The sequence below is a fragment of the Metabacillus dongyingensis genome, assembly GCF_019933155.2.
Lineage (GTDB): Bacteria > Bacillota > Bacilli > Bacillales > Bacillaceae > Bacillus_P > Bacillus_P dongyingensis.
On the sequence record NZ_CP082944.1, the window covers coordinates 3,157,663 to 3,179,626 of the forward strand.

A 21,964-nucleotide genomic window follows, 5' to 3' on the forward strand; every position below is an offset into this window, starting at 1 on the left:
CCCTTTAAACTAGTTTATTTCATAAAACAAATATAGTAAGTATTACAATATTTTAACATAGGAATTCTAATGTTCAGAACAATTTAAAAGCGAATACTATGCATTTTTATACGATTCATGGTAAACTTATCATTATTTTAATTTTCAAAAAACAAATGTTAAAAAGATGGAATCCATTCCAGTAAAAAGAGGTGCATAGAATGACGGTAAAAACAGAAATCATACAAGATCGTGATCATAACGCGGCACTGCGCCGTGATGTAAAGTTCCTTGGTAACATGCTGGGTGATGTACTCGTTCACCAGGGCGGACAGCCGCTGTTAGATAAGGTCGAAAAAATCCGGGAGATGACAAAATCGCTTCGCAGCCATGCGGATGATTCTATATATTCCGATTTAAAAAGGGAAATAAGAACGCTTGAACCTCCGCTTAGAAAGCAGGTTATCAGAGCCTTTGCAGTCTACTTTCATTTAGTCAATATCGCAGAACAGAACCACCGAATCAGACGAAAACGCGATTATCAATTTCAGGAAGAGTCTGTGAAACAGCCAGGTTCATTGGAAAATGCCGTTGCTTCTTTAAAAGAAAATGGTATTGCTGCTGACGTTATTCAGAATCTGCTCAAGACCCTTTCGCTGGAGCTGATTATCACAGCGCATCCAACAGAGGCGACAAGACGAAGTGTCCTAGAAATTCATAAACGGATAGCCGTGCTGCTTAATAGTCTGGATCAGCCGATTCATACAAAGCGTGAACGTGCAGAGCTTGAGGATCGACTATTTAATGAGGTCGTGATTTTGTGGCAGACGGATGAACTGCGAGACCGTAAGCCTACAGTAATGGATGAAGTCGCAAATGGGCTTTATTATTTTGATGAAACATTATTTGAAGTGCTGCCTCAAATTCATCAGGAATTGGAGGATTGTCTGAAGACTCACTATCAGGATAGTGAGTGGCAGGTACCTAACTTTCTCCGCTTCGGATCGTGGATTGGCGGAGACCGAGACGGAAATCCAAATGTAACGGCGGATATCACATGGAAAACGCTGAATAAACACAGAACCCTTGCTGTCCGGAAATACAAAGAATCGCTGAAGCAATTGAGAAAGCGACTTAGCCAATCGACAAAACGTGTGACTGTCAGTGATGAGCTGCTTACTTCAGTGCACACTGAAGTTTCACTGTTAAGCAAAAAAGAAAGATGGCAAGTTGAGCATGAAGTGTATCGCTGCAAATTAACGATTATGTTAAAAAAATTAGATCCGCAGAGTGATTACGGCTATAGAACTTCTAATCAATTTTTGGATGATCTGAAGCTGATTCAGAAAAGTGTCAAGCTTCATCATCCTAAAGGGTATGACCTGAAAAGTCTGCAGAAGCTGATCCGTCAGGTCGAACTGTTTGGCTTTCATCTTGCAACCCTTGATATCCGCAATCACAGCGGCGAGCATGAGGCTGCAATTAAAGAAATTTTCCATTCCGTAAAGCTTGCTGAGGATTATTCGAGCCTGTCAGAGGAAGAAAAAATGAAGCTTCTCGGAGATGTTCTTCAGGATCCAAGACCTCTTGTTTCCTTTAAAGAGGATTACTCAAAAGAAACTCAGGATGTTTTGGAAGTTTTCCAAATGATCCGCAGCGCACATAAGGAATTTGGCGAGAGATCAATTGAAGTGTACTTAGTGAGCATGACGCAATCAGCGAGTGATTTGCTTGAAGTGCTGGTTCTTGCCAAGGAAGCAGGCCTTTATCGTCTTCACCCTGATGGACGGATTGAAAGCAAGCTGAATGTTGCTCCCCTGCTTGAGACAATTGATGATTTGATTGCAGGTCCTAAAATTATGGAGAAGCTTTTCCAATTGGATTTTTACCGCAAGCATCTGCACGAGCAAAACAACCTGCAGGAAATCATGCTTGGCTACTCGGATGGAAGTAAGGATGGCGGGACGCTTACAGCCAACTGGAAGCTCTACAAAGCTCAGCAGGAAATTCATGATATGGCAAAGCAGTACAGCATTCGTCTGAAGTTTTTCCATGGACGCGGCGGTTCGCTTGGACGCGGCGGCGGTCCTCTTAACCGCAGTCTTCTTTCTCAGCCGGCTGAGACCCTTGGTGACGGAGTCAAAATTACCGAGCAGGGCGAGGTTCTCTCCTCCCGCTATGGTTTATATGACATAGCTTACCGCAGCCTTGAGCAGGCAGCTTCAACACTCCTTACAGCTGCAGCACACGTTTCAAGCGAAGCGGAACAGTCAGATATCCGCACAAACGACTGGGAAGAAGCCATGGATCAAATCTCTTCTGTGTCTCTGAGTAAATATCAGGAGCTTGTATTTAAAGATCCAGACTTCTTAACTTATTTTAAACAAGCGACTCCGCTGCCTGAACTCGGGGCGCTCAATATCGGTTCCCGCCCGATGAGCCGTAAAGGAAGTGAGCGGTTTGAAGATTTGCGGGCAATTCCGTGGGTGTTCGCATGGACACAGAGCCGTCAGCTCCTCCCTGCTTGGTATGCAGCCGGAACTGGATTACATGGAGGGATAAAGGATGCAGCAAACCTTGACCGCCTTCAGCAAATGTACAAAAGCTGGCCGTTCTTCCGTTCAACGATCGACAATCTGCAAATGGCTTTATTAAAAGCCGATTTGATGGCAGCAAAAGAATATCTCGGCATGGTCGACAATCAGCAGGCAGCTGAACGGATCTTTAACGATATCAAAGCAGAATACAACCGAACTAAAGAAATCCTGCTCCAGATTACAGAGCAGTCAGAGTTAATGGATCACATTCCAAACATCCAGGAATCTGTAAGACTCCGAAATCCTTATGTAGACCCATTAAGCTTTTTCCAGGTTGAAGTGATTTCGAAATTGCGTGAAGCAGGAGATGATCGCCCTCATGAAGAGCTGTTAAGCGAAGTGCTTCTGACAATAAACGGAATCGCTGCAGGACTCCGGAATACAGGCTGATTTAAGAAAAATCACAAGAGCCTTGTTCTGACCGAGGAGCTAGAAATCAATACACTAGATTGGATACTCCCTCATGGCAGGATCACTAAAAAAATCGGACATGTTATGTGTCCGATTTTTTTCTGCGTTTTTTATAAAGAAAATAATGTTGATTACTAATCCGGCCCGCCAGTCAAGCCATTTCAGAAAAGATCATTTAATGTACCATTCATCTGCTATTCAGCTGAACTTTAAATATTTTCAATTAAAGGATTTCCAAAAAAATGAGAACAATCCGTGAAAACAGTTGCTTTTCTCCCACTGAACTGTCAAGCTTAGATAGGTAAAAAAACTTAACAGGAAAGATCATACAGGTGACGAAATGATTGAAATCAAAACATCTTCCCTCAGCGACGGGGAATTTAATAGAGGCGTGTTCGCTACACGCGACATCGCAAAAGGAGAAATTATCCACGAGGCTCCGGTCATTCCTTATCCAAACGCCGAGCATGAGCATATCGAAAAAACAACACTTGCTGATTACGCATTTGAATATGGCCAGAACCACACAGCCATCCTATTAGGCTACGGCATGCTGTTCAACCATTCCTATACACCAAATGCCACTTATGAAATCAGCTTCGAAAACCATACATTTATCTTCAGCGCATACAAAGACATAAAAGCTGGAGAAGAAATTCTCATCAACTACAACGGCGACGAAGAAGATCAGGAACTGCTTTGGTTTGACCGGGAAGATGAAAAAGATGACAGCAAATAAGGGAAAACTGACTCGGGTTGAGTCAGTTTTTTTTGACTCCTAAAGTTGGATTTAATCCTAAAAGAGAGAGCATTTTATTGATGATTGTAGAGTTCATAAATTACATAGGGTGGCACTTGAAGCCGCGAAGCAGATTAAATTTATGGTGCTTATGATTCCTCTTTTTTGGCTCAATCCTGGATTTGGGTACTCATTGGGTGTGTATGATTCCTCTTTTCTGGCTCAATCCCGAATTTGGGTACTCATTGGGTGTGTATGATTCCTCTTTTCTAGCTCACACACTGGATTTGAGTACTCATTGCTTGTGTATGATTCCTCTTTTCTGGCTCTCCACTGGATTTGGGTACTCATTGCTTGTGTATGATCCCTCTTTTCTGGCTTAACTATGAATTTGAGTACTCATTGGGTGTGTATGATTCCTCTTTTCTGGCTTAATCCCTGGATTTGGGTACTCATTGAGTGCGTTTGATTCCTCTTTTTTGGCTCAACCCTGGATTTGGGTACTCATTGAGTGCGTTTGATTCCCCTTTTCTAGCTCAACACTGGATTTGGGTACTCATTGGGTGTGTATGATTCCTCTTTTCTGGCTCAATCCCTGGATTTGGGTACTCATTGGGTGTGTATGATTCCTCTTTTCTGGCTTAATCCCGAATTTGGGTACTCATTGGGTGTGTATGATTCCTCTTTTCTGGCTTAATCCCGAATTTGTGTACTCATTGCTTGTGTATGATTCCTCTTTTCTGGCTTAATCCCGAATTTGAGTACTCATTGCTTGTGTATGATTCCTCTTTTCTGGCTTAACCCCGAATCTGTGTACTCATTTCGTGCGTATGATTCCTCTTTTCTGGCTTAATCCCGAATTTGGGTACTCATTGGGCGTGTATGATTCCTCTTTTCTGGCTTAATCCCGAATTTGGGTACTCATTGCTTGCGTATGATTCCTCTTTTTTTGGCTCAACCCTGGATTTGGGTACTCATTGCTTGCGTATGATTCCTCTTTTCTGGCTAAACGTTGAATTTGGGTACGCATTGAGTGCGTATGATTCCCCTTTTATAAGCTCATTTCTGAATTTGAGTACTTATTGAGTACATATTATTTCCTTTTTCTTCCTCAATTCTAAATAAAAAATCATAGAACCCTGCGAATCTTAAAAAAGATTATCCAAAAGTAAGGTATTCAAAGAATATCAATATAATTAGCAGATTTCCCATGCCCTTCTTTTTTAAAGTTCTTAGAAAGAATTTTCCAAATGAATTTTTTATTTTTTATGATGCTGCACCAATCATGTATTTGGTTTGTAGTAATTTTGCATTTTGGAAAAAGCATTCTAAATTCTTCCGCGCTCCGTAAGACAGCGCTTTGGTGCCTCTCTATCCCCTTGCATCTATCGCATATTAGTGCCATTTTGTTTAAGGACCTATAGAATGTATAGCACACCGGGCAGAGAATTCCTTTTTCAAGTTGATCGTAGCAATAGTTAGGTAGGCGGGAGTATGGAGACTCAGTTAGATGAAGAGATAACAATTTCTGACCTAAGGCAGTATGAACTCCTTTTAGTTTGTTCGATGTTATCTTTATTTTTTCAGAAAAACGGTTTAGCTGTGCAGGTAATATGATTGGAAGATTTAGAGGTGTTTGATAGAGTTGAAATTCGGGGTTGATAAAAATAAGATAAGCTTCAACCTGAAATGTAAATTTAAGCTCCTGGAGTAATCGCCGTAATAAGGATTCATTTCTTTTTAATTGATGCATGGGATTTTTAATTTCTAATTTTGATGATGAATACCATTTATCCTCTTCGATGAAAAAATCACCCTCATAATTTTTAACTTCAAAAAGATAAATTATGTTTGATGAAACATATAAAGAATCTATTTGGAATAAGGAATGGTTCGTTTCAAATAATAAATCATTTAAAATTAATCCCTCACCTGCAAATTCCTTCATCCATTCGTCAAACTTCTGCTCCCCTTCATATCCTTTTTTGAGATTGGCATAATGATTTTTATCCTTTGCAGGCAAATCTATGCGGGCATTTAAATACCTCAAGATTCTTAATTCTAATGATTCACAGCGAGGTTTCATGATCAAAGAATATTTCTCCTTTCATCTTTTCTTAATGATAAAGTGTATTAAGAATAACGGCAAATCTTAAAAATTCAATTTTAAGTTGCTCTCTCCATGTTTCTGGCGCGTTCTTTACCCAGAAACAGGCTAATTATTTGACTTGGGCACTCATTTAGACTGTTTGATTCCTCAAATCAACCTAAACCCTAAACTTGGATACTCATAGCCCCCCTATGCTTCCCCAAATTCTACTAAACCTCTGACTTCGATACTCATAGCCCCCCTATGCTTCCCCAAATTCTACTAAACCTCTGACTTCGATACTCATAGACCCCCTATGCTTCCCCAAATTCTACTGAGCCCCTGACTTTGATACTCAAAGAGCCCTATGCTTCCCAAAATTCTTCTAAATCCCAAACTTCGATACTCAAAGACCCCCTATGCTTCCCCAAATTCTACTGAGCCCCTGACTTGGATACTCATAGCCCCCTATGCTTCCCCAAATTCTTCTAAATCCCAAACTTCGATACTCAAAGACCCTCTATGCTTCCCCAAATTCTACTGAGCCCCTGACTTCGATACTCATAGACCCCCTATGCTTCCCCAAATTCTTCTAAACCCCTGACTTGGATACTCAAAGAGCCCCTATGCTTCCCAAAATTCTACTAAATCCCAGGCTTGGATACTCATAGACCCCCTTGCCATCAATGTTGATCAGCCGGAACAAATTGACACGGCAATTGAACAAGTCAGAAGCAGCTGCGGAAAAATATCAAGAGTGCCAAGCGACGCCTTTTGGGGAGGAAGAACAGCTTTCTCCGATCCTGAAAATAATTTATGGGATTGAATGGAATCCTGATTCGACCTTTGATGAGAGTGGTGCCATGCTTAGTTTATAATGAGAAAAGAGCTTGGGTCAGTGTGGACCCAAGCTCTTAATTTTAGCTTCCTACTCCATATTGCTATGTTTCTGAAACGCCTGTTCATTGCTGATTTTTTTCATTTCTGCATATTGCAGGCAGATGCTGTCAAAAAGAATATGAACACATTGATCGAATAAGGACCCTAATGGCTGAATCGTCGGCTGTTCGCCTTCTTTTCGATATTTTGTTGCTGCCGGTACATGAAGAATATAGTTGGCAAGTACTGCTAGCTGCGCTTCTTTATCAGCAGTTACAGCAACAATCATACAGCCGATTGATTTTGCTTTTTCCGCCGTCCAGACCACATTTTTTGTTGTGCCGGACCCTGATACAGCTACTAAAATATCATTCTCAGATATACTCGGTGTGATTGTTTCGCCTACAACATAGACTTCTGCTCCCAAATGCATCAGACGCATTGCGAAGGATTTGGCCATCAGTCCTGAACGGCCTTCACCGATGACGAAAATACGCTGATCTTTTAAAAGCTCGCTGACAATCGGTTCAATTTGCTGTGAGCTGCTTCTTTTTATGACTGTTTCTATTTCAGATAGAATGGTTTCAAGCTGATCCATGTGATTCCGCCTTCTTTCTCTCAATTATTTCACGTAATGCTTCAGCTGCTTTTTCAGGCTGCGGGGCTTTTGTGATTGCTGATCCAATAACGACGATATCAGGAAGCGGTCCTGCCATATTTTGAATAGATTCTCCTGTTATGCCTCCTGCAATAGCCCACTGCAAAGAAGGATCAAAAGTGGCTGAAGCTGTGTTATGAAGTCCTGACTTTTCCTGTACATCTTTACTGACATGATCACAAAAAATAGCCTCTGTATAAGGAAAAAGAGCTGTTCTTTGTTCTTCCGATGTGTTTAATAAATCAATCATTGTTTTTTTCTGATGCTCTGCAGCTGCTTCGAGGCATGTTTCAATTGTCTGAAGTGGGCTTACTCCCATGACAGTCGCCATGTCAGCACCAGCTTCAAAGCATAACTGGAATTCATATATAGCATTATCCATGGTTTTCATATCTGCCAATATAAGTTTATCCGGAAAGGCTTCTTTCAATCTGGAGATACTGACTATTCCGTATTCCTTAATTAGTGAAGTTCCTACTTCAAAGATGTCTATAAATTTTTCAGCCTGACCGGCTATCTTAATGGCTTCTTCAATCGATAAACGGTCCAATGCCAGTTGAATTTTCATTCCATCTCCTCCTAAACCGGTTTAGTAATGGTTTAAAAAAAGAGAATCGCTTACGAAGATTCTCTAATTATGAGTTCACAAGGGAAAACATGCTCGTGAAGCCCGTTCCATTCTTTGTTAATTTGCTTCAGCAGGATTTCAGCTGCTTTTTGTCCCATTTCATAGCCTGGCTGGGCAATTGTTGTCACTTGTGTTTCAGCTAAATGAGCAAGCGGGATATTGTCAAACACTATTAACGCTGCATCTTTCCCGATTTTCATCTGTTTATCTTTAAAAAATTCCAGAATCTCAATAAAAACTAAATCGTTTCCGGCAAAAAGGGCGGTTGGCGGATCTTTTAATGCAAAGAGCTTTTCCAATTCATGTTTCATCTGCTCCCGATCAGCATGTATCATATACTCATTGATGAGCGGAATACCTTCTTCACTCAGCGCCTGCTTGTAACCCTTAAGCCTGTCAATCCTTGGACTGATTATCAGCGGCTGCGTAGCGATTGCTATTTTAGTATGGCCGCGGGAAAGGAAATGTCTAATGGATTTTTCTGTTGCATCACGGTTTGCTGCCACGACATAATTGGCTTTTAATCCTTCAATTTTACGGTCCATAAAAACGACAGGATATTCTTCATCTATCAGTTTCTGATACAGGTCCATGTTTTGTCCTGTCGGAAAAATAATCAGTCCATCTACTTGCTTCGCATGAAGAACTTCAATATATTTTCGCTCTTTTTCAGGGTTGTCATCGGCATTGCATAGGATGGCGTGAATATCATGCTTATGACAATAGTCCTCAATCGAACGGCTGACCTCTGTTGAGAGCCTGTGCATAATGTTTCCGACGATAATGCCGATCATTGATGTTCGTTTCTGCTTTAAGCTTCTTGCCAGGTAGTTGGGCTGATAACCAAGGAATTTTATCGCTTCATCAATTTTTTTCTTGGTTTCTTCACCCATATATTCATAGCGTTTATTTATAAATTGAGAGACCGTGCTTTTAGAAACTCCTGCTTCTTTGGCTACATCAGCCATCGTCACTCTTGCCATCTTATCAACTCTTTCCAATCTGTTCGTACCAATCATTTTATCGGATAAACAGACATTAATCCACTCTCCTCTTCATTTACTAAAAATGCATCCGCTCAAAATCGGGCAGTCATTTGGATTTCTTCTCTTGCCTTCTTTACTTCATTGATAAAATCAGCTGCTTTTTCTTTCATATTAAAAAGGGCTTCTTCCGTTAATGGTTTTTTCGTGTTCACAAGGGTGCTACCTACTCCAACCGCAACAGCGCCTGCTTTCATATAATCAGCTGTGTTATGAAGATCAACTCCGCCTGTCGGCATCAGCGGGATATGCGGCAGCGGGCCGGCAATGTTTTTTAAATAGGAAGGTCCAAAAGCATCAGCAGGGAAAACTTTAATCAAATCTGCACCATATTCATAGGCAGTAAGAATTTCCGTCGGTGTAAAAGCACCAGGTACACTAATGACGCCATAGCGTTTAGCCATAGTAATTGTTTCTTTTCGCACAGTTGGCGAAAAAATGAATTTTGCCCCTGATAGGATGGCCACCCGTGCAGTTTCCGGATCAAGGACGGTCCCAGCTCCAACAAGCACTTCGGCTCCAAAATATGCCGCTGCTGCCTCAATAACAGACGCTGCTCTTGGCGTTTCCATTGTAATTTCAAGGGCAGTGACACCGCCGTCTTTTAAAGCATTGCCAATCGAAATAATGGATTCAGGTGTTGCTCCTCTTATGACTGCTACAACCCCGCGGTTTCTAATTTCAGTTACTCCCATTTTCTCCACTCCTCATTCTATTATGAAATATTGGTATTAAGGTTCGGCTGTTTTAAATGCTTTTCCTTAGCCTGTTTCGTCGCAACAATGGTTAAAATGGCGGACAGCAGCAGGGACCCGGCCATAAAGATGTATGAAGCCGAGAAACCGCCGGTAGAACCGTTCAAATACCCAACGACATAAGATCCGACAAATGATCCAAGAGCACCCATTGAATTGATTAAGGCCATTGCACCGCCAGCCACATTTCGAGGAAGAATCTCTGGAATAATCGCGAAAAACGGTCCATATGGAGCGTACATTGCACCTCCAGCTATAATTAGCAAGACGAAGCTGATCCAGAAGTGATCCGGTCCAATCAAGTATGATGCATAAAAAGCAATTGCACCGATAAACAGGAACGGCCAGACAAATTCTTTCCGCTTTTGCAGCTTATCTGAAAAATGCGAAGCTGTAAGCATAAGGATGACGGCCAGTACATAAGGAACTGCTGATAACCAGCCCGTTTGAACAATGCTCATATTCGGGGCTGCTTTAATAATAGAAGGAAGCCACATGACGAATCCGTAAAGTCCAACACTCCATAGAGCGTATTGAGCAGCAAGTAAAATAACAACTTTCGATTTGAACGCTTCCCGGTAGTTTTTAACGGGTTTGATTCCTTCCTGTTCTTTTTCTAGGGCAGCCTGAAGGTCGGCTTTTTCTTTAGCGCTCAGCCATTTTGCATCTTTAGGATGATCAAACACAAGCTTCCACCATAAAAAGGCCCAAATAACCGCTGGAAGTCCCTCAATAATAAACATCCATCTCCAGCCATATGCTTCTAATAAATAACCTGAAACGATCGACATCCATAAAACAGTTACCGGATTTCCAAGGATAAGGAATGTATTGGCTCGTGAACGCTCTGCTTTAGTGAACCAGTGACTTAAAAAGACAAGCATAGCCGGCATTACAGCACTTTCTACAACGCCAAGCATAAATCTGATGATAAATAAGAAATTAACATTTGAAACCATTCCTGTTAAGGTTGCAAGTGCACCCCAAGCAATTAACGACCAGAAAATCAGGACTTTGGCACTTTTCTTTTCGGCATAATGAGCACCGGGAACTTGGAAAAAGAAATAGCCTAAAAAGAAAAGAGAGCCAAGTAATGAAGAGATGGCAGGAGTAATCTGGAGATCCTGCGCCATTCCGCCTGCTGCGCCGAACGCATAGTTCGCGCGGTCTAAGTAGGCAAGGCTGTATGTGATAAAAACAACTGGTATTAACCGGATCCATCTTTGTTTTGCCAATGTTTGCTTCATCGTAAGCCCTCCTTAAATAGGTAAATTCATATAATCGATTAATGTCTGACGATCAGGGTATCCGTCATTGTCTCCTGGGGATTGAACAGCCAAAGAACCAATGGCATTACCCCTGAGCACAGCTTCCTTGAGCGTCAGCTTCTCAATCAGACCGCTTATCAGGCCGACCGCAAATCCATCTCCCGCTCCTACTGTATCAACCACTTTTTCAACTTCAAATGGCTTCACTTCGGCTTCTTCTGAATGATTTTTATAAAATGCACCTTGTTCACCAAGCTTGATCACAACAAGACTGACTCCTTTTTCTAAATAAAAGGATGCTATGTCACGGGGGCTGCTGTATCCTGTAAGCAGTTCACCTTCTGAAATGCCTGGAAGAACATAGTCAGCTTTAAAAGCAAACTCGTTCACTACTTCAATCATTTCCTGCTGCGAGGCCCATAGTGTCGGTCTCAGGTTAGGATCAAAACTGACAGTGCGCCCCGCTTCTTTCATATGAGTTAAAGCTTTTTGGGCTAACGAGCGTGTATGTTTTGAAATAGCGAGAGGAATTCCAGTCATATGAAGATGCCTGGCGCTGCTAAAATAGTCCTTCTGAAAATCATCAGCACTCATAAAGCTTGCAGCTGAGCCTTTGCGGAAATACTGAACCGCAGGATCTCCCTTCAATGCTTTTTCTTTGAGCTGAAATCCAGTTGGATAGCGGTCATCTTTGAAAACATGATCAACATTCACATTCTCTTCTGCAAGCCTTTTCATAATAAAAGTTCCAAAGGCATCAGCTCCAACCTTGCTTGCCCATCCTGATTTCAGACCGAGTCTTGCGAGCCCAATCGCAACATTGGTTTCAGCGCCAGCGAGCTCCCTTGTAAAGTGCCGGACCTCATCTAACGGTCCTGGATTTTCTGCCATAAACAGTGCCATCGCTTCACCAAACGTGACTACATCTAACTTTTGCATACAGCCTCACCTTTCTTTTTTGATATATTGGTATTGACCATTTCTATAAACTCTTTCAGACGGCCGACAGGATGAATCGGAAATTCCAGTGCTCTAGGAAGACCTCCCGGCAGCTGTTCTGCCACTTTGCGCCAATCAGCAGTTTCACTCTTTGACAGTTCAGTCGTAACTAATCCCCTGCCGGTTTGAACCACTTCCTTTAAATGCAAATAGGATATATAATCTTTCAGCATTTCGAATGCTTTAATTTGGTGTTCATTCGTAAAAAGCCAGTTTCCTGTATCGAATGTCATCTTAACTGGAACGCCTGAAATAGAAGCGCTTTCAAAAAAAGTCCTCAAGGTTTCCACATTCCCCCCATGCAGTGTCTGATCATTTTCAATCAGCAGTTCCAGCGAATCAAAATGATCTAATAATTGATTCAGTTTTTCTAAGTCAGATACGCCTTTTATGTAATGGCCGAGTGATACTTTTACCCATCTCGCACCAAGCAATATGGCCTCCTCTTTGATTATCTGAATCTTCTCATCATTAAGAGATCCATCCATTTTCCATAGTTCAACAGGGGCGGAATAGACGGTAAATAAAGAACCTGCAATCTTTTCCCTCAGCTGCTTCAAAGGTAAATCTTGCTCAGAAAATAATTCCCTTCTGATCTCAACGCCGTAAGCTCCTGATGCTTGAATGATGCTAATAAATGAAAGCTGCCCATTCTCTAAAACTTCTTTTCTATCAAATGCGTTAAGCGGAATGATTACATGATTCAAAGAAATGCTCCTTCCTTTTAATAAACCGGTTTAGTAAATCGGTTTATTTGAATTATAATCTGTATGAAAGCGTTTTACAACCCTTTTCAAAAAAAAGAATGAACCGCCGAAGCAGTTCATTCCAGTATCATTGGAAAAATGCATTACTTTTTTACAACTTGTAAAATCATTCCGATTAATTCATTCGTGTACGTTTCCAAATCGACTTTTTTTGTTACTGGGGACGTCAGCATATATTCACTTTTTGCACCTTGAATCATAATGATGAAATAAAAAAACCATTTTGGAGTGAATTTCCAAAATGGTTTCCTTTTCGTTTAGTTTTCCGGCTTGTTTCTATTTTTCCAGCGGTTTACCATTAAACATTTTCACTTGAAGCGGAGCTGCCATAAATTGCGGAGCTTTGCCAACAAAAGAAGTGAAGTGTTCACTTGAGTTGTGTGCTGCAACTGCTTCAGCACTTTCCCAAACCTCCACCATTGTATACGCGCCATCCTGTTCTGTATCTTTCATTAAATCATATGAGATATTGCCGCTTTCAGCTCTTGAAGCTGCAACTAAAGAGCGAGTTTCGTTTAAAAAATCATTTTCCTTTTCGGCATTTACCTTAAATCCAGCATGAATAATAATCATTCTATTTCCCCATTTCAATAAATAATTTTTAAACTTACTTCCACTCTGCAATAGCACCAATCGGCAGACGCACAGATTTGTACCCTTCATCAGCAGCTTTCCCGATTGACAGCAGCATAACAGGATAATAACGGTTCTTGTCCAAGTCAAAGGCTTCCGCAATTTGATCTTTTTCAAAACCGCCGATCGGGTTCGTGTCATAGCCGTGTGCACGAGCGACCAGCATCAGCTGCATTGATACTAGACCTGCATCAATCAGATTCATTTCTTTCGTTTGTTCAAATGTCATCGCTTCAAAGAACCCTTTTATCGCAGGCACTTGCTGATCTCTTACTTCAGCAGGCATGTGCCCTTCTTCCACTGCTTTATTATAAATTTCATCAAGGTATAAATCACTTTGCATATCTGCAAACACGGCGATTACAGCTGAAGAAGTCTCTACTTGTCTTTGATTGAATCTGGCAAGAGGAGCAAGAGTTTCTTTTCCTTCTTTCGAGTCAATCACAACAAAACGCCATGGCTGCAAGTTAACAGATGATGGAGCAAGTGCAGCTTCAGTTAAAATTTCAGTCATTTCCTCTTTGCTGATTTTTACACTTGGATCATAGTTGCGAATGGAACGGCGTCCAGTTACAATTTCCTTAAAATCGTTTACTAATGTTTTATTCATAGTTCATTCTCCTTTTATGTCTTGTCATGCTGTGTTCGTTTTCTGCTACTGGATCTTCTCAACATTTCCTTGAATGCGGCTAAGCATATTTAACAAAGAAGAACGTTCCTCTTCTGAAAAGTCCTTTAAAACATTTGAAATGAATCGCTGCTTTTCTTCTTTATAAGCAACAATTTTCATCCTGCCTTCTTCTGTCAGCTTCACAAAAGTGACCCGGTTATCAGCAGGATTTTTCCGCCGCGTTACCATTCCTTTTTCCTCGAGCTGCTTTAAATGTCTTGTTACTGCCGCATTATCAATGTTCACTTTCTTTTGCAGGGCAGTCTGGCTGATTTCATCTGCTTCATAAAGCTCATGCAAAAGCTCCAGCCTTGACTGGCTGATTCCTGTGCACCGCTCAAATTTAGGCATTGTAAGCTTATTTATCTCATATAATCGATAGACTATTTTTTCATCCAGATTGCACGAGTTGGACAAATGCATCCTCCTCCTTTAATTAATTTATTGACGGGTCAATCATTGACCTATCAACTAATATAATGGAGTTTCTTATTAAAGTCAAATAAATGATTTAGAACTTGCAGATTAAAAGTAAAAACAGATTAAATCAGCAAGTTAAAGCCAATTTTCTTCTTTTTTTGTTTTTGCTGCTTGAAGCAAACCTTCAATCTTAATCTGATTACCAGGGGGATACATAAAAAGATTTTATCAATCTGATGTAATGCATGCTCAGAGGTTTCTGATCAGATAAATCTAGATTTATGAAATCAAATGTATTTTCCGAATGGCAATATTGACTTATCAGGTTTCCTTACTTCACATCGGACAGAAAGCACATTTTCCCGTAATTTTTTTGCTGTTTCAAAGCCCGCTTTTCCATCAAAAACTGTACTAATACTTTTATTTTCTCTCATCCATTGGAACAAATGAAGGGATATAAAAAATTAGTTGAGTATTAATTTTTACGCTTTTTCCTAAACAAAACAACAATGAACAACAGCAATGGAATTCCTGTTTGTAATGGAAGATGCAGATAAACAGGAACTATTTTTAGTCCGATATAGAGGTGTTCCTGGATGTTTTCAGCATTAAAATGAGAGGCTGCCAGAGTTAATAGACATATAACAGAAACAATGGCGGGATGCTTTCGCTTTTTGATCAAATTAGCTGTTCCAATAACCGCCGCATAAGTAAAAATGGAGATTTTAACGAAACAGCCAATAACTAATATCGAAATGACGAGTGCATCTAATCGCTGAAGAAAATCACCAATGGTTACCTTGCTGACAGTTTCAAGCAGAGGGAAAATGGATGTTTGTACCATTTTCGTTCCAAGAACCGCAATATCAATAGCAGATATATAACTAAGAATGAATCCGCATACCAGTATTGAAAACAGACCGGTCTTTAAATTTGAATCTGGCCGATTTAAATATGGCATCAACATGGTAAACACGATCACCTCTCCGAACGGAAAAGTAAACGTCAACGGAAAAGCCGTTTTCAAAACAGGCTTCCATCCATCTTCCAGTATAGGCAATAGATTTTCTGGCTTTACCAAACCTGATGCGAAAATGAAAATATTACTCGATAGTAGAAAGAAAATAAAAAAGAAAAAGAAAATCTCTCCTGCTCTAGCAAATGGTTCTATCCCCAGATAATTTGCATATGCGATAATAAATATCACCAATAAATTTATCACCAAATAAGGTGTTTGGGTCAATGTAGAAATGACTAAAAGACTGCCTAAATCCCGCAATACTCTTGAAGCGATATAAATAAAATAAAGAATATATATGACGGCCAGGGGATATCCAATTATTTTCCCGAAAACCTTAGGGATATAACCAGTCAAAGGAAGATCAGGGTATTGACGAAATAGGTAGTGGTAGATACAAAAAAGAACCATGCCGCCTAGCATCCCAATGAGGATGGCAATCCATGCATCTTGTTTAGCATTGACCCCCACCCCTACTACAACTGCACTGCCAAGTTCAAATAAAATGATAAGGGAAAACATTTGAAAAGGATTTATTTTCACTTTCTCCATTAGAAGGACCATCCCTTTGTTCATTGGTTTTCATTCTTAGAATGAACGCATCCCCTCATTCTTTTTATAAATCCCCATTATTTTATTTCTTCCAGAAATGAATTGCCGACCGTGCCTATACGCCGTATTTTCGCGTCAACCTTGATATACACGGGTAATTCTTCAAATTCCTTATCCCAATTTTTTTTTAGTTTTTTCCAAGCTTTCGGATCTGCTCGATGAACGGCTTCACCAAAACCAAAAATATCTACTTCAAACTCTTCCTGAACTTGTTTGATGGACTGTTCGAACATATTTTTGGCTCTTTGTTCCTCTATCTTCTCTAATTTGTCAATAGTTTCCGGTTTCGTTAGATCAATATTACACTCTACTTCCCCGACGTTATATTCTCTGTGAAATTCAATATTTATTTCAGGTTTGCCATTCTTTACTTTGCCTTTTACTTTCGCTTTTGACTTAAGGAGCTGTAAAACGGCTGTCCCCTCTTTAGGACATGATATATTAATAACTGTGCTTTTGACTTTATTTGTAACGGCATTATAAGTTCTGCCCTGTTTCTCATTAAGCCAGCCTATTAATTTATCCTTATCAAATACCGCTAAACCGTCAAAAAGCAATCGTGCCGGGAAATCGATCATCTCTTCATTCCTTTTGCTTAAAGCAACCTCTTCATTTCCTTTTATAAATGCCTCTATTCCAGTTAACACAGGTTGTTTCCCGTCGCTTACTAAATCCGCAATCAGGTCGTCTAATGTTACAGAACTTGTCGCTGACCATGCCTTTTCTGATACTTTAAGAGTATCAAACAAATTATTGGCAGGTATCTTTTCTAAAGTAGTTGGCACCTTTAAGATATCTTCTGCATTCATTCCCTTTGCTACGGCAATATAAAAATCTGAACGCAGTTCCCAGTCCCTGAAAAGCAGATCTAACGGCTTACCAATTCCTTCTTTTGCCAATGACTCTCCAATCACTAGAATTCGAAGGTGTGAAGGATATATTTTTCTTGGTGCTTCCCTTGTCATTTTTCGGAAAGCCTCAAATACGGTTTCACCTGTCGCCTGATAGATGACTACTGATGAACTCCCGCCAGTTCCCATTGCGGCTACTTCTCCTGGGTTAACTACTTGAGCGGTTACAAGATATTGACCATCCATAGTCGTATCTAATCCAATGGCCAGAGTAATGGCAAGTTCGTTTATCTCACGGCGGTTCCAGCAGCCTGTTGTGAATAAAAGAACGATTATCAGTATGATAAGTATTTTAAAACTCCATTTCATAGATTAATCTCCTATCGAACTTCTTCATCATAAGTGTGCCTAAAGGGTAACCGCCATTTATTCTTACTTAAAATTTAAACCCTTACATTTTTTCTTATCTCCTCTTCAATGTCTTTAAATTCCTTTTGCATACTCTCATCACTTTAATAAAGTTTCAATCAAATCGGAAAGCGGCTGATAAATAACTGTAATCCAATCTACTGGATTGGGAATCTTGATATGTAAAGCTTGAGCTATGCTTAATGATGTTCCGATTAGCAGAAGGATGAAAAATACCAATAGCTCCTTCTTTTCTTTTTTTCTTAACAGAGAAGGAACATCGATCGCGATGATCACACCGACTATGACAAGGATTCCTGCAACAGCCACCACTTTCGTTGCTCCTTTCTTCATTTGCTATATTTAAGGATGGTACGGTGCGATAGTGTTTTTTAATATGCCGATTTAAAAACTTAACAATTAATCATCGTTCCTCTGCCGATTCTGTTTCAAAGTTTGTTCACGTCTAATGTTTTTCTGACTGATTAAACGAGGGCGAAAAAACATCCGTCCTCTGGGAACACGAATAATTGTATCGTGAATGTCTTCCTTAATAAATGGCCCAAATGGACTCATATATGGAACCCCAAAGGACCGCAAACTGCACAAATGAAGAATTAGGGCAATAAACCCGATGAGTATCCCGAATAAGCCAAACGAAGCGGCAAGAGCCATCATCGGGAACCTGAGCATTCTAATTGACATGGACATGGCAAATGAAGGAAGGACAAAACTTGAAATTGCCGTGATGGCGACAACGATTACCATGGCAGCCGAAACGATTCCAGCCTGTACTGCAGCTGTACCAATCACAAGTGTTCCTACAATAGAAATTGCTTGTGCTATAGCCTTAGGCATCCGTAAACTGGCTTCACGCAAAATTTCAAATGCGGTCTCCATCATAAGTGCTTCAATGAACGCAGGAAAAGGAACCCCTTCACGCTGGGCTGCTAAATTTATTAGAAGACCCGTTGGCAGCATTTCCTGATGAAAGGTGGTAATGGCGATATATAGAGAGGGGCCCAGTAAAGCAATAAAAAGACTAAAAAAACGAAGCAAACGAATCAGGGTGCTGATATCTGCACGCTGATAATAGTCTTCGGCGGCCTGTATAAAGGATACAAAAAGAGCAGGAACAACCAGAACAATTGGCGTTCCATCCACTAAAATAGCAACTTTTCCTTCCAAAAGCTCGGCAGCAATCTTATCAGGCCGTTCCGAATAATAGACAGTCGGAAAAGGACTTAATGCTTCATCCTGAATCAATTCCTCAATATAGCCGCTTTCCAGGATTCCATCGATTTCGATTCGATCCAAACGCCTATGAACTTCTTTAACAACCTTATCATTCGCAATTCCATCGATATACATAATTGCTACATCTGTGACTGTCTCTCTGCCGATTTTTTTTGATTCCAGCCAAAGATGAGGGGTTTTTATTTTCCGGCGTATTAAAGCCGTATTAGTGCGCAAGTTCTCCGTAAATCCCTCTTTCGGTCCGCGAACAACGGTTTCTGTAGTGGATTCCATTACACCGCGGTCCTTCCCGCCACGCATACAGATTTCGAAACCTTGTGAATAACCATCCACTAAGAGGATAACATCCCCTGATAACAGGGAATTCATTAAAGAGCTGTATTCAGTTACATCTTGTATATCTCCAACGGTCAGGATTCTATCTTTCAATACTTGTACAATATTCTGTTCTGTTGAAAGCAATAGATCCTGATCATCTAGCATGAGCGATTTCATGATAAAATTCTGAATGGAATTAGTATCCACCAATCCATCTGTATAGAAAAGACAAGCTTTAATAAGTCTCCCTTTGCCAATTTGTATTTCGCGAATCACGAGGTCGCTGCTGTTCCCAAGCAGTTGCTTCACATGCTGAATGTTTTCATTCAGGTTTGTTCTTAACATGTCTTCGTTTATCGCATTACGTTCGTCTGTATGTTCTAATGAAGATTGGTTTATACTTTTTTTTGTTTTTTTCTTAAAAAAACTCACACATATAATCCCCTCTCATTATGTTTCAAGTGGTTTGCCTGATTTTTGGGGAATCGAATCGATCCTTAAACATCTTTCATTTGAAATAATAACAGGATCTTACTCTTCGATATAGCTCTGCTCTATTTAATGATCATTTTTTACCAATTTATTATGATTTAAACATATATAGGTTCTTGAGAAACGGGAATTTTATGTAAAGAAAATATAATGATTGGATAATAAGGATCTGAAATACTCAACGCTTTAAATACTGCACGGAGTTTAATCTAACAAAACAAGGTCAAGAATAGGCGTTATAACCATCGATAGGAAGTTGGACTATGGAGAAAAATCATAAAATTAGTGCAAGGCAAGTTGCAATACTAGTTATATTATTTACTATTGGCACTACCATCTTGGTGATTCCTGGAAGTCTTGCTCAAGAGGTGGAACAAGATGCATGGCTGGCAGCTGTGATCGGTACAGGTTTAAGTTTAATACTGGTGGCAGTATTCATAGCAGTTGGCAGGATGTTCCCCAATATGACATTTGTTGAAATCAATGAAAAACTTCTTGGTAAATGGTTAGGAAAAGCAGTCTCTCTCTCATTTGTTATTTTTTCACTTTATTCCACTACTTCTTTATTAGTCATAGTAGGCAATTTCTTAACGACACATATCATGCCTGATACACCAATTGAAGCAATACATATTCTTTTTGCATGCATCTTAATTATGGGAATCCGACTCGGTCTTGAAACATTGGCCCGTGCTGCAGAAATTTTATTTCCATTTTTCATTTTTCTTTTCATTATTTTAGCAGCTTCTATTTCTCCCCAGATTGATTTTCAGAACGTGCAGCCCGTACTTGAAACTGGGATTAAACCCATGATCAGAGCAGTTTTTCTATTTCTAAGTATTTTTTCATTACCTTTGGTTGTCGTATTAATGATTTTCCCAGTTTCAGTGAATCGGCCAAAGGAAGCTGAAAAAACTCTATTAAGCGGCATTCTCATAGGAGGACTCTGTTTAATCATCATTATCCTTTTAGCTATTTTAGTTTTAGGCCCTGAAAATAGCGCAAGACATATGTATTCAAGTTATGTATTAGCCAAAAAAATAAACATAGGGAATTTTCTGCAGCGGATAGAAGCCATTTTGGCGATTATGTGGATGATAACGATCTATTTTAAGATAACGATTTATTTTTACGCATCTGTGGTAGGACTTGCAAAAACATTGAATATGAAAGATTACAGGCCCCTTACGCTTCCATTTGGAATGATTGCCGTATCCCTTTCATTAATCGTCCATCCCGATGTAATCCAAAGAGCCACATTTGATACGGAAATTTGGCCATTATATGCTTCAACTTACGGACTTGTTCTTCCGATACTCTTATTAGTAATAAATGCAGTCCGGACAAAAATACTCAGAAAATAAGGAACGTGAACGTTCCTTATTTCCTGAGTTCCCGTTCCAGCTGTCAAAACTGCTTTAATAGAAAACTATATTTTATTCTTGCTCATAACATGATGCTTTTTTATGGAGTCCTTTGTTATTTCCAGGCAATTAAGCTGACCTCCATATGCACATGAGCCATCAATTCCTATTTTATTATTGCCAATATAAATATCATTGCTTTTATGTATAAGGGTATTAGGTGTATGTCCATGTACAATTGTATGCTTATGTGTATGATCATTAAATAAAAATTGATCTCTTATCCACATAAAATCTTGTTCATCCGTCAGTTTCCAATTTTTCAGCTTAGGATTAATTCCAGCATGGACAAAGATATAATCTTCGTTTTCATAAAAATAAGGAAGTTTTTCGATAAATTCCAAATGAGCTTGATCGTGATCTTGAATGAGCCGCTTTGCTTTTTTTACTAAATCATTATCATAGCCAATTTCTTTAAACCACCCGCTGCCGACATAACTTGTAATCGTTGCATAACCGCCGTTTCTAAAAAAATGAAGATCATTTCGTTCATTATCTATTTGAATCCAATCATAAAACATTTGATCGTGATTTCCCCTGAGAGCAATTGCTCCTTCGTCAACCAGGCTCATGACCTCGGATAGGGTTTCCTTGCTCCTTGGTCCCCTATCTATGTAATCACCAAGCAAAATTAATTGGTCGTTTGCAGGATTGTATTTTATCAATTCCAGTAATTTTAGGAATTCATCGTAACATCCGTGTATATCACTTATCGCTAAAATTCTTTTGATGTGAATCGACTCCCCGTATAACTTTATTTATAGTATTTTTCCACTTATGGCCAATCAATCCCTTCTTTTTCTTTTCTTTATCCCTGCTTATCGTTATGTAAAAAAAGTGCTTCTTCCTTTATGGAGAAACGCTGCTTATAAATCAGGAAAAGATAACATATCCTTTTTCTGCTTGGATGCTCGATAAGATTTTTTTATAATTCCTGATAGATTATTGAAATCTCTAATCGAGCTGCTCATAATGCTGCTGTTATTGTGGAGCTAGGCTTGTCTCTTTTACATTAAAAAAAGATAAGAGAGGATTAAATGGGCTAAATT

Annotated in this window: 20 protein-coding genes; 4 read left to right on the top strand and 16 right to left on the bottom strand. The window is 39.8% G+C overall.

Features of this window, described 5'->3' with window-relative positions; all coding sequences use genetic code 11:
* The first annotated feature begins 200 nt into the window (after nucleotides 1-200).
* On the top strand, nucleotides 201-2,966 hold the full coding sequence (gene ppc, locus K8L98_RS15430) for a phosphoenolpyruvate carboxylase (protein WP_223435915.1): 2,766 nt from the start codon (nucleotides 201-203) through the stop codon (nucleotides 2,964-2,966).
* Between the two features lie 361 nt (nucleotides 2,967-3,327).
* Complete coding sequence (locus K8L98_RS15435; protein ID WP_223435917.1) at nucleotides 3,328-3,726, top strand: SET domain-containing protein; 399 nt, start codon at nucleotides 3,328-3,330, stop codon at nucleotides 3,724-3,726.
* A gap of 1,177 nt (nucleotides 3,727-4,903) precedes the next feature.
* Here the strand turns inward: K8L98_RS15435 and K8L98_RS15440 are convergent.
* On the bottom strand, nucleotides 4,904-5,812 hold the full coding sequence (locus tag K8L98_RS15440; RefSeq protein WP_223443498.1) for a nuclease-related domain-containing protein: 909 nt from the start codon (nucleotides 5,810-5,812) through the stop codon (nucleotides 4,904-4,906).
* A gap of 721 nt (nucleotides 5,813-6,533) precedes the next feature.
* On the opposite strand from K8L98_RS15440, the gene K8L98_RS26710 reads away from it, so the two are divergent.
* Nucleotides 6,534-6,641, top strand: coding sequence for a VOC family protein (locus tag K8L98_RS26710; RefSeq protein WP_338037045.1), 108 nt, complete (start codon nucleotides 6,534-6,536; stop codon nucleotides 6,639-6,641).
* A gap of 102 nt (nucleotides 6,642-6,743) precedes the next feature.
* Here K8L98_RS26710 and hxlB read toward each other — a convergent pair whose 3' ends face one another.
* The 14 genes from hxlB to K8L98_RS15515 form a co-directional block, all read right to left on the bottom strand.
* Nucleotides 6,744-7,292: a 6-phospho-3-hexuloisomerase gene (hxlB, locus tag K8L98_RS15450; RefSeq protein ID WP_223435921.1), complete on the bottom strand. Its 549-nt coding sequence runs from the start codon at nucleotides 7,290-7,292 to the stop codon at nucleotides 6,744-6,746.
* Nucleotides 7,279-7,920, bottom strand: coding sequence for a 3-hexulose-6-phosphate synthase (hxlA, locus tag K8L98_RS15455; protein ID WP_223435923.1), 642 nt, complete (start codon nucleotides 7,918-7,920; stop codon nucleotides 7,279-7,281). The genes hxlB and hxlA overlap by 14 nt, the downstream gene beginning before the upstream one ends.
* A 50-nt stretch (nucleotides 7,921-7,970) precedes the next feature.
* Nucleotides 7,971-8,963: a LacI family DNA-binding transcriptional regulator gene (locus K8L98_RS15460; RefSeq protein WP_223435925.1), complete on the bottom strand. Its 993-nt coding sequence runs from the start codon at nucleotides 8,961-8,963 to the stop codon at nucleotides 7,971-7,973.
* Nucleotides 8,964-9,058: 95 nt separating this feature from the next.
* Nucleotides 9,059-9,718: a bifunctional 4-hydroxy-2-oxoglutarate aldolase/2-dehydro-3-deoxy-phosphogluconate aldolase gene (locus K8L98_RS15465; protein ID WP_223435927.1), complete on the bottom strand. Its 660-nt coding sequence runs from the start codon at nucleotides 9,716-9,718 to the stop codon at nucleotides 9,059-9,061.
* A gap of 20 nt (nucleotides 9,719-9,738) precedes the next feature.
* Nucleotides 9,739-11,025 carry an MFS transporter gene (locus tag K8L98_RS15470; RefSeq protein WP_223435929.1) on the bottom strand — a complete coding sequence of 429 codons (1,287 nt, stop codon included), beginning with the start codon at nucleotides 11,023-11,025 and terminating at the stop codon, nucleotides 9,739-9,741.
* A 12-nt stretch (nucleotides 11,026-11,037) separates the two neighbouring features.
* Nucleotides 11,038-11,985: a sugar kinase gene (locus tag K8L98_RS15475; protein WP_223435931.1), complete on the bottom strand. Its 948-nt coding sequence runs from the start codon at nucleotides 11,983-11,985 to the stop codon at nucleotides 11,038-11,040.
* Nucleotides 11,973-12,752 (bottom strand): sugar phosphate isomerase/epimerase family protein, encoded by a 780-nt coding sequence (locus K8L98_RS15480; protein ID WP_223435933.1) that lies wholly within the window; start codon nucleotides 12,750-12,752, stop codon nucleotides 11,973-11,975. Before K8L98_RS15480 ends, K8L98_RS15475 begins: the two co-directional genes overlap by 13 nt.
* A 336-nt stretch (nucleotides 12,753-13,088) precedes the next feature.
* Nucleotides 13,089-13,385 (bottom strand): putative quinol monooxygenase, encoded by a 297-nt coding sequence (locus K8L98_RS15485; protein ID WP_223435935.1) that lies wholly within the window; start codon nucleotides 13,383-13,385, stop codon nucleotides 13,089-13,091.
* Between the two features lie 34 nt (nucleotides 13,386-13,419).
* Nucleotides 13,420-14,055: a nitroreductase family protein gene (locus tag K8L98_RS15490; protein WP_223435937.1), complete on the bottom strand. Its 636-nt coding sequence runs from the start codon at nucleotides 14,053-14,055 to the stop codon at nucleotides 13,420-13,422.
* A gap of 45 nt (nucleotides 14,056-14,100) precedes the next feature.
* Nucleotides 14,101-14,538 (bottom strand): MarR family winged helix-turn-helix transcriptional regulator, encoded by a 438-nt coding sequence (locus K8L98_RS15495; protein WP_223435939.1) that lies wholly within the window; start codon nucleotides 14,536-14,538, stop codon nucleotides 14,101-14,103.
* 472 nt (nucleotides 14,539-15,010) lie between these two features.
* Nucleotides 15,011-16,105 carry a GerAB/ArcD/ProY family transporter gene (locus K8L98_RS15500; protein ID WP_223435941.1) on the bottom strand — a complete coding sequence of 365 codons (1,095 nt, stop codon included), beginning with the start codon at nucleotides 16,103-16,105 and terminating at the stop codon, nucleotides 15,011-15,013.
* Nucleotides 16,106-16,182: 77 nt separating this feature from the next.
* Nucleotides 16,183-17,385 (bottom strand): Ger(x)C family spore germination protein, encoded by a 1,203-nt coding sequence (locus tag K8L98_RS15505; RefSeq protein ID WP_223435943.1) that lies wholly within the window; start codon nucleotides 17,383-17,385, stop codon nucleotides 16,183-16,185.
* A 138-nt stretch (nucleotides 17,386-17,523) separates the two neighbouring features.
* A complete protein-coding gene (locus K8L98_RS15510) occupies nucleotides 17,524-17,757 on the bottom strand; it encodes a hypothetical protein (protein WP_223435946.1) in 234 nt (77 codons plus the stop codon).
* 87 nt (nucleotides 17,758-17,844) lie between these two features.
* Complete coding sequence (locus K8L98_RS15515) at nucleotides 17,845-19,431, bottom strand: spore germination protein (protein ID WP_223435948.1); 1,587 nt, start codon at nucleotides 19,429-19,431, stop codon at nucleotides 17,845-17,847.
* Nucleotides 19,432-19,754: 323 nt separating this feature from the next.
* On the opposite strand from K8L98_RS15515, the gene K8L98_RS15520 reads away from it, so the two are divergent.
* Nucleotides 19,755-20,855: a GerAB/ArcD/ProY family transporter gene (locus tag K8L98_RS15520; RefSeq protein WP_223435951.1), complete on the top strand. Its 1,101-nt coding sequence runs from the start codon at nucleotides 19,755-19,757 to the stop codon at nucleotides 20,853-20,855.
* A gap of 65 nt (nucleotides 20,856-20,920) precedes the next feature.
* On the opposite strand, the gene K8L98_RS15525 is transcribed toward K8L98_RS15520, so the two are convergent.
* Nucleotides 20,921-21,673 carry a metallophosphoesterase family protein gene (locus tag K8L98_RS15525; protein WP_338037046.1) on the bottom strand — a complete coding sequence of 251 codons (753 nt, stop codon included), beginning with the start codon at nucleotides 21,671-21,673 and terminating at the stop codon, nucleotides 20,921-20,923.
* Between the last annotated feature and the right edge of the window lie 291 nt (nucleotides 21,674-21,964).

What these genes read in the sequence shown, in the direction of transcription:
- K8L98_RS15475 (WP_223435931.1), bottom strand. Translation starts at nt 11,985, where the DNA reads ATGCAAAAGTTAGATGTAGTCACGTTTGGTGAAGCGATGGCACTGTTT.
- K8L98_RS15435 (WP_223435917.1), top strand. Translation starts at nt 3,328, where the DNA reads ATGATTGAAATCAAAACATCTTCCCTCAGCGACGGGGAATTTAATAGA.
- K8L98_RS15470 (WP_223435929.1), bottom strand. Translation starts at nt 11,025, where the DNA reads ATGAAGCAAACATTGGCAAAACAAAGATGGATCCGGTTAATACCAGTT.
- K8L98_RS15520 (WP_223435951.1), top strand. Translation starts at nt 19,755, where the DNA reads ATGGAGAAAAATCATAAAATTAGTGCAAGGCAAGTTGCAATACTAGTT.
- K8L98_RS15485 (WP_223435935.1), bottom strand. Translation starts at nt 13,385, where the DNA reads ATGATTATTATTCATGCTGGATTTAAGGTAAATGCCGAAAAGGAAAAT.
- hxlA (WP_223435923.1), bottom strand. Translation starts at nt 7,920, where the DNA reads ATGAAAATTCAACTGGCATTGGACCGTTTATCGATTGAAGAAGCCATT.
- hxlB (WP_223435921.1), bottom strand. Translation starts at nt 7,292, where the DNA reads ATGGATCAGCTTGAAACCATTCTATCTGAAATAGAAACAGTCATAAAA.
- K8L98_RS15500 (WP_223435941.1), bottom strand. Translation starts at nt 16,105, where the DNA reads ATGGAGAAAGTGAAAATAAATCCTTTTCAAATGTTTTCCCTTATCATT.
- K8L98_RS15440 (WP_223443498.1), bottom strand. Translation starts at nt 5,812, where the DNA reads ATGAAACCTCGCTGTGAATCATTAGAATTAAGAATCTTGAGGTATTTA.
- K8L98_RS15505 (WP_223435943.1), bottom strand. Translation starts at nt 17,385, where the DNA reads ATGAAATGGAGTTTTAAAATACTTATCATACTGATAATCGTTCTTTTA.
- K8L98_RS15460 (WP_223435925.1), bottom strand. Translation starts at nt 8,963, where the DNA reads ATGGCAAGAGTGACGATGGCTGATGTAGCCAAAGAAGCAGGAGTTTCT.
- ppc (WP_223435915.1), top strand. Translation starts at nt 201, where the DNA reads ATGACGGTAAAAACAGAAATCATACAAGATCGTGATCATAACGCGGCA.
- K8L98_RS15490 (WP_223435937.1), bottom strand. Translation starts at nt 14,055, where the DNA reads ATGAATAAAACATTAGTAAACGATTTTAAGGAAATTGTAACTGGACGC.
- K8L98_RS15465 (WP_223435927.1), bottom strand. Translation starts at nt 9,718, where the DNA reads ATGGGAGTAACTGAAATTAGAAACCGCGGGGTTGTAGCAGTCATAAGA.
- K8L98_RS15495 (WP_223435939.1), bottom strand. Translation starts at nt 14,538, where the DNA reads ATGCATTTGTCCAACTCGTGCAATCTGGATGAAAAAATAGTCTATCGA.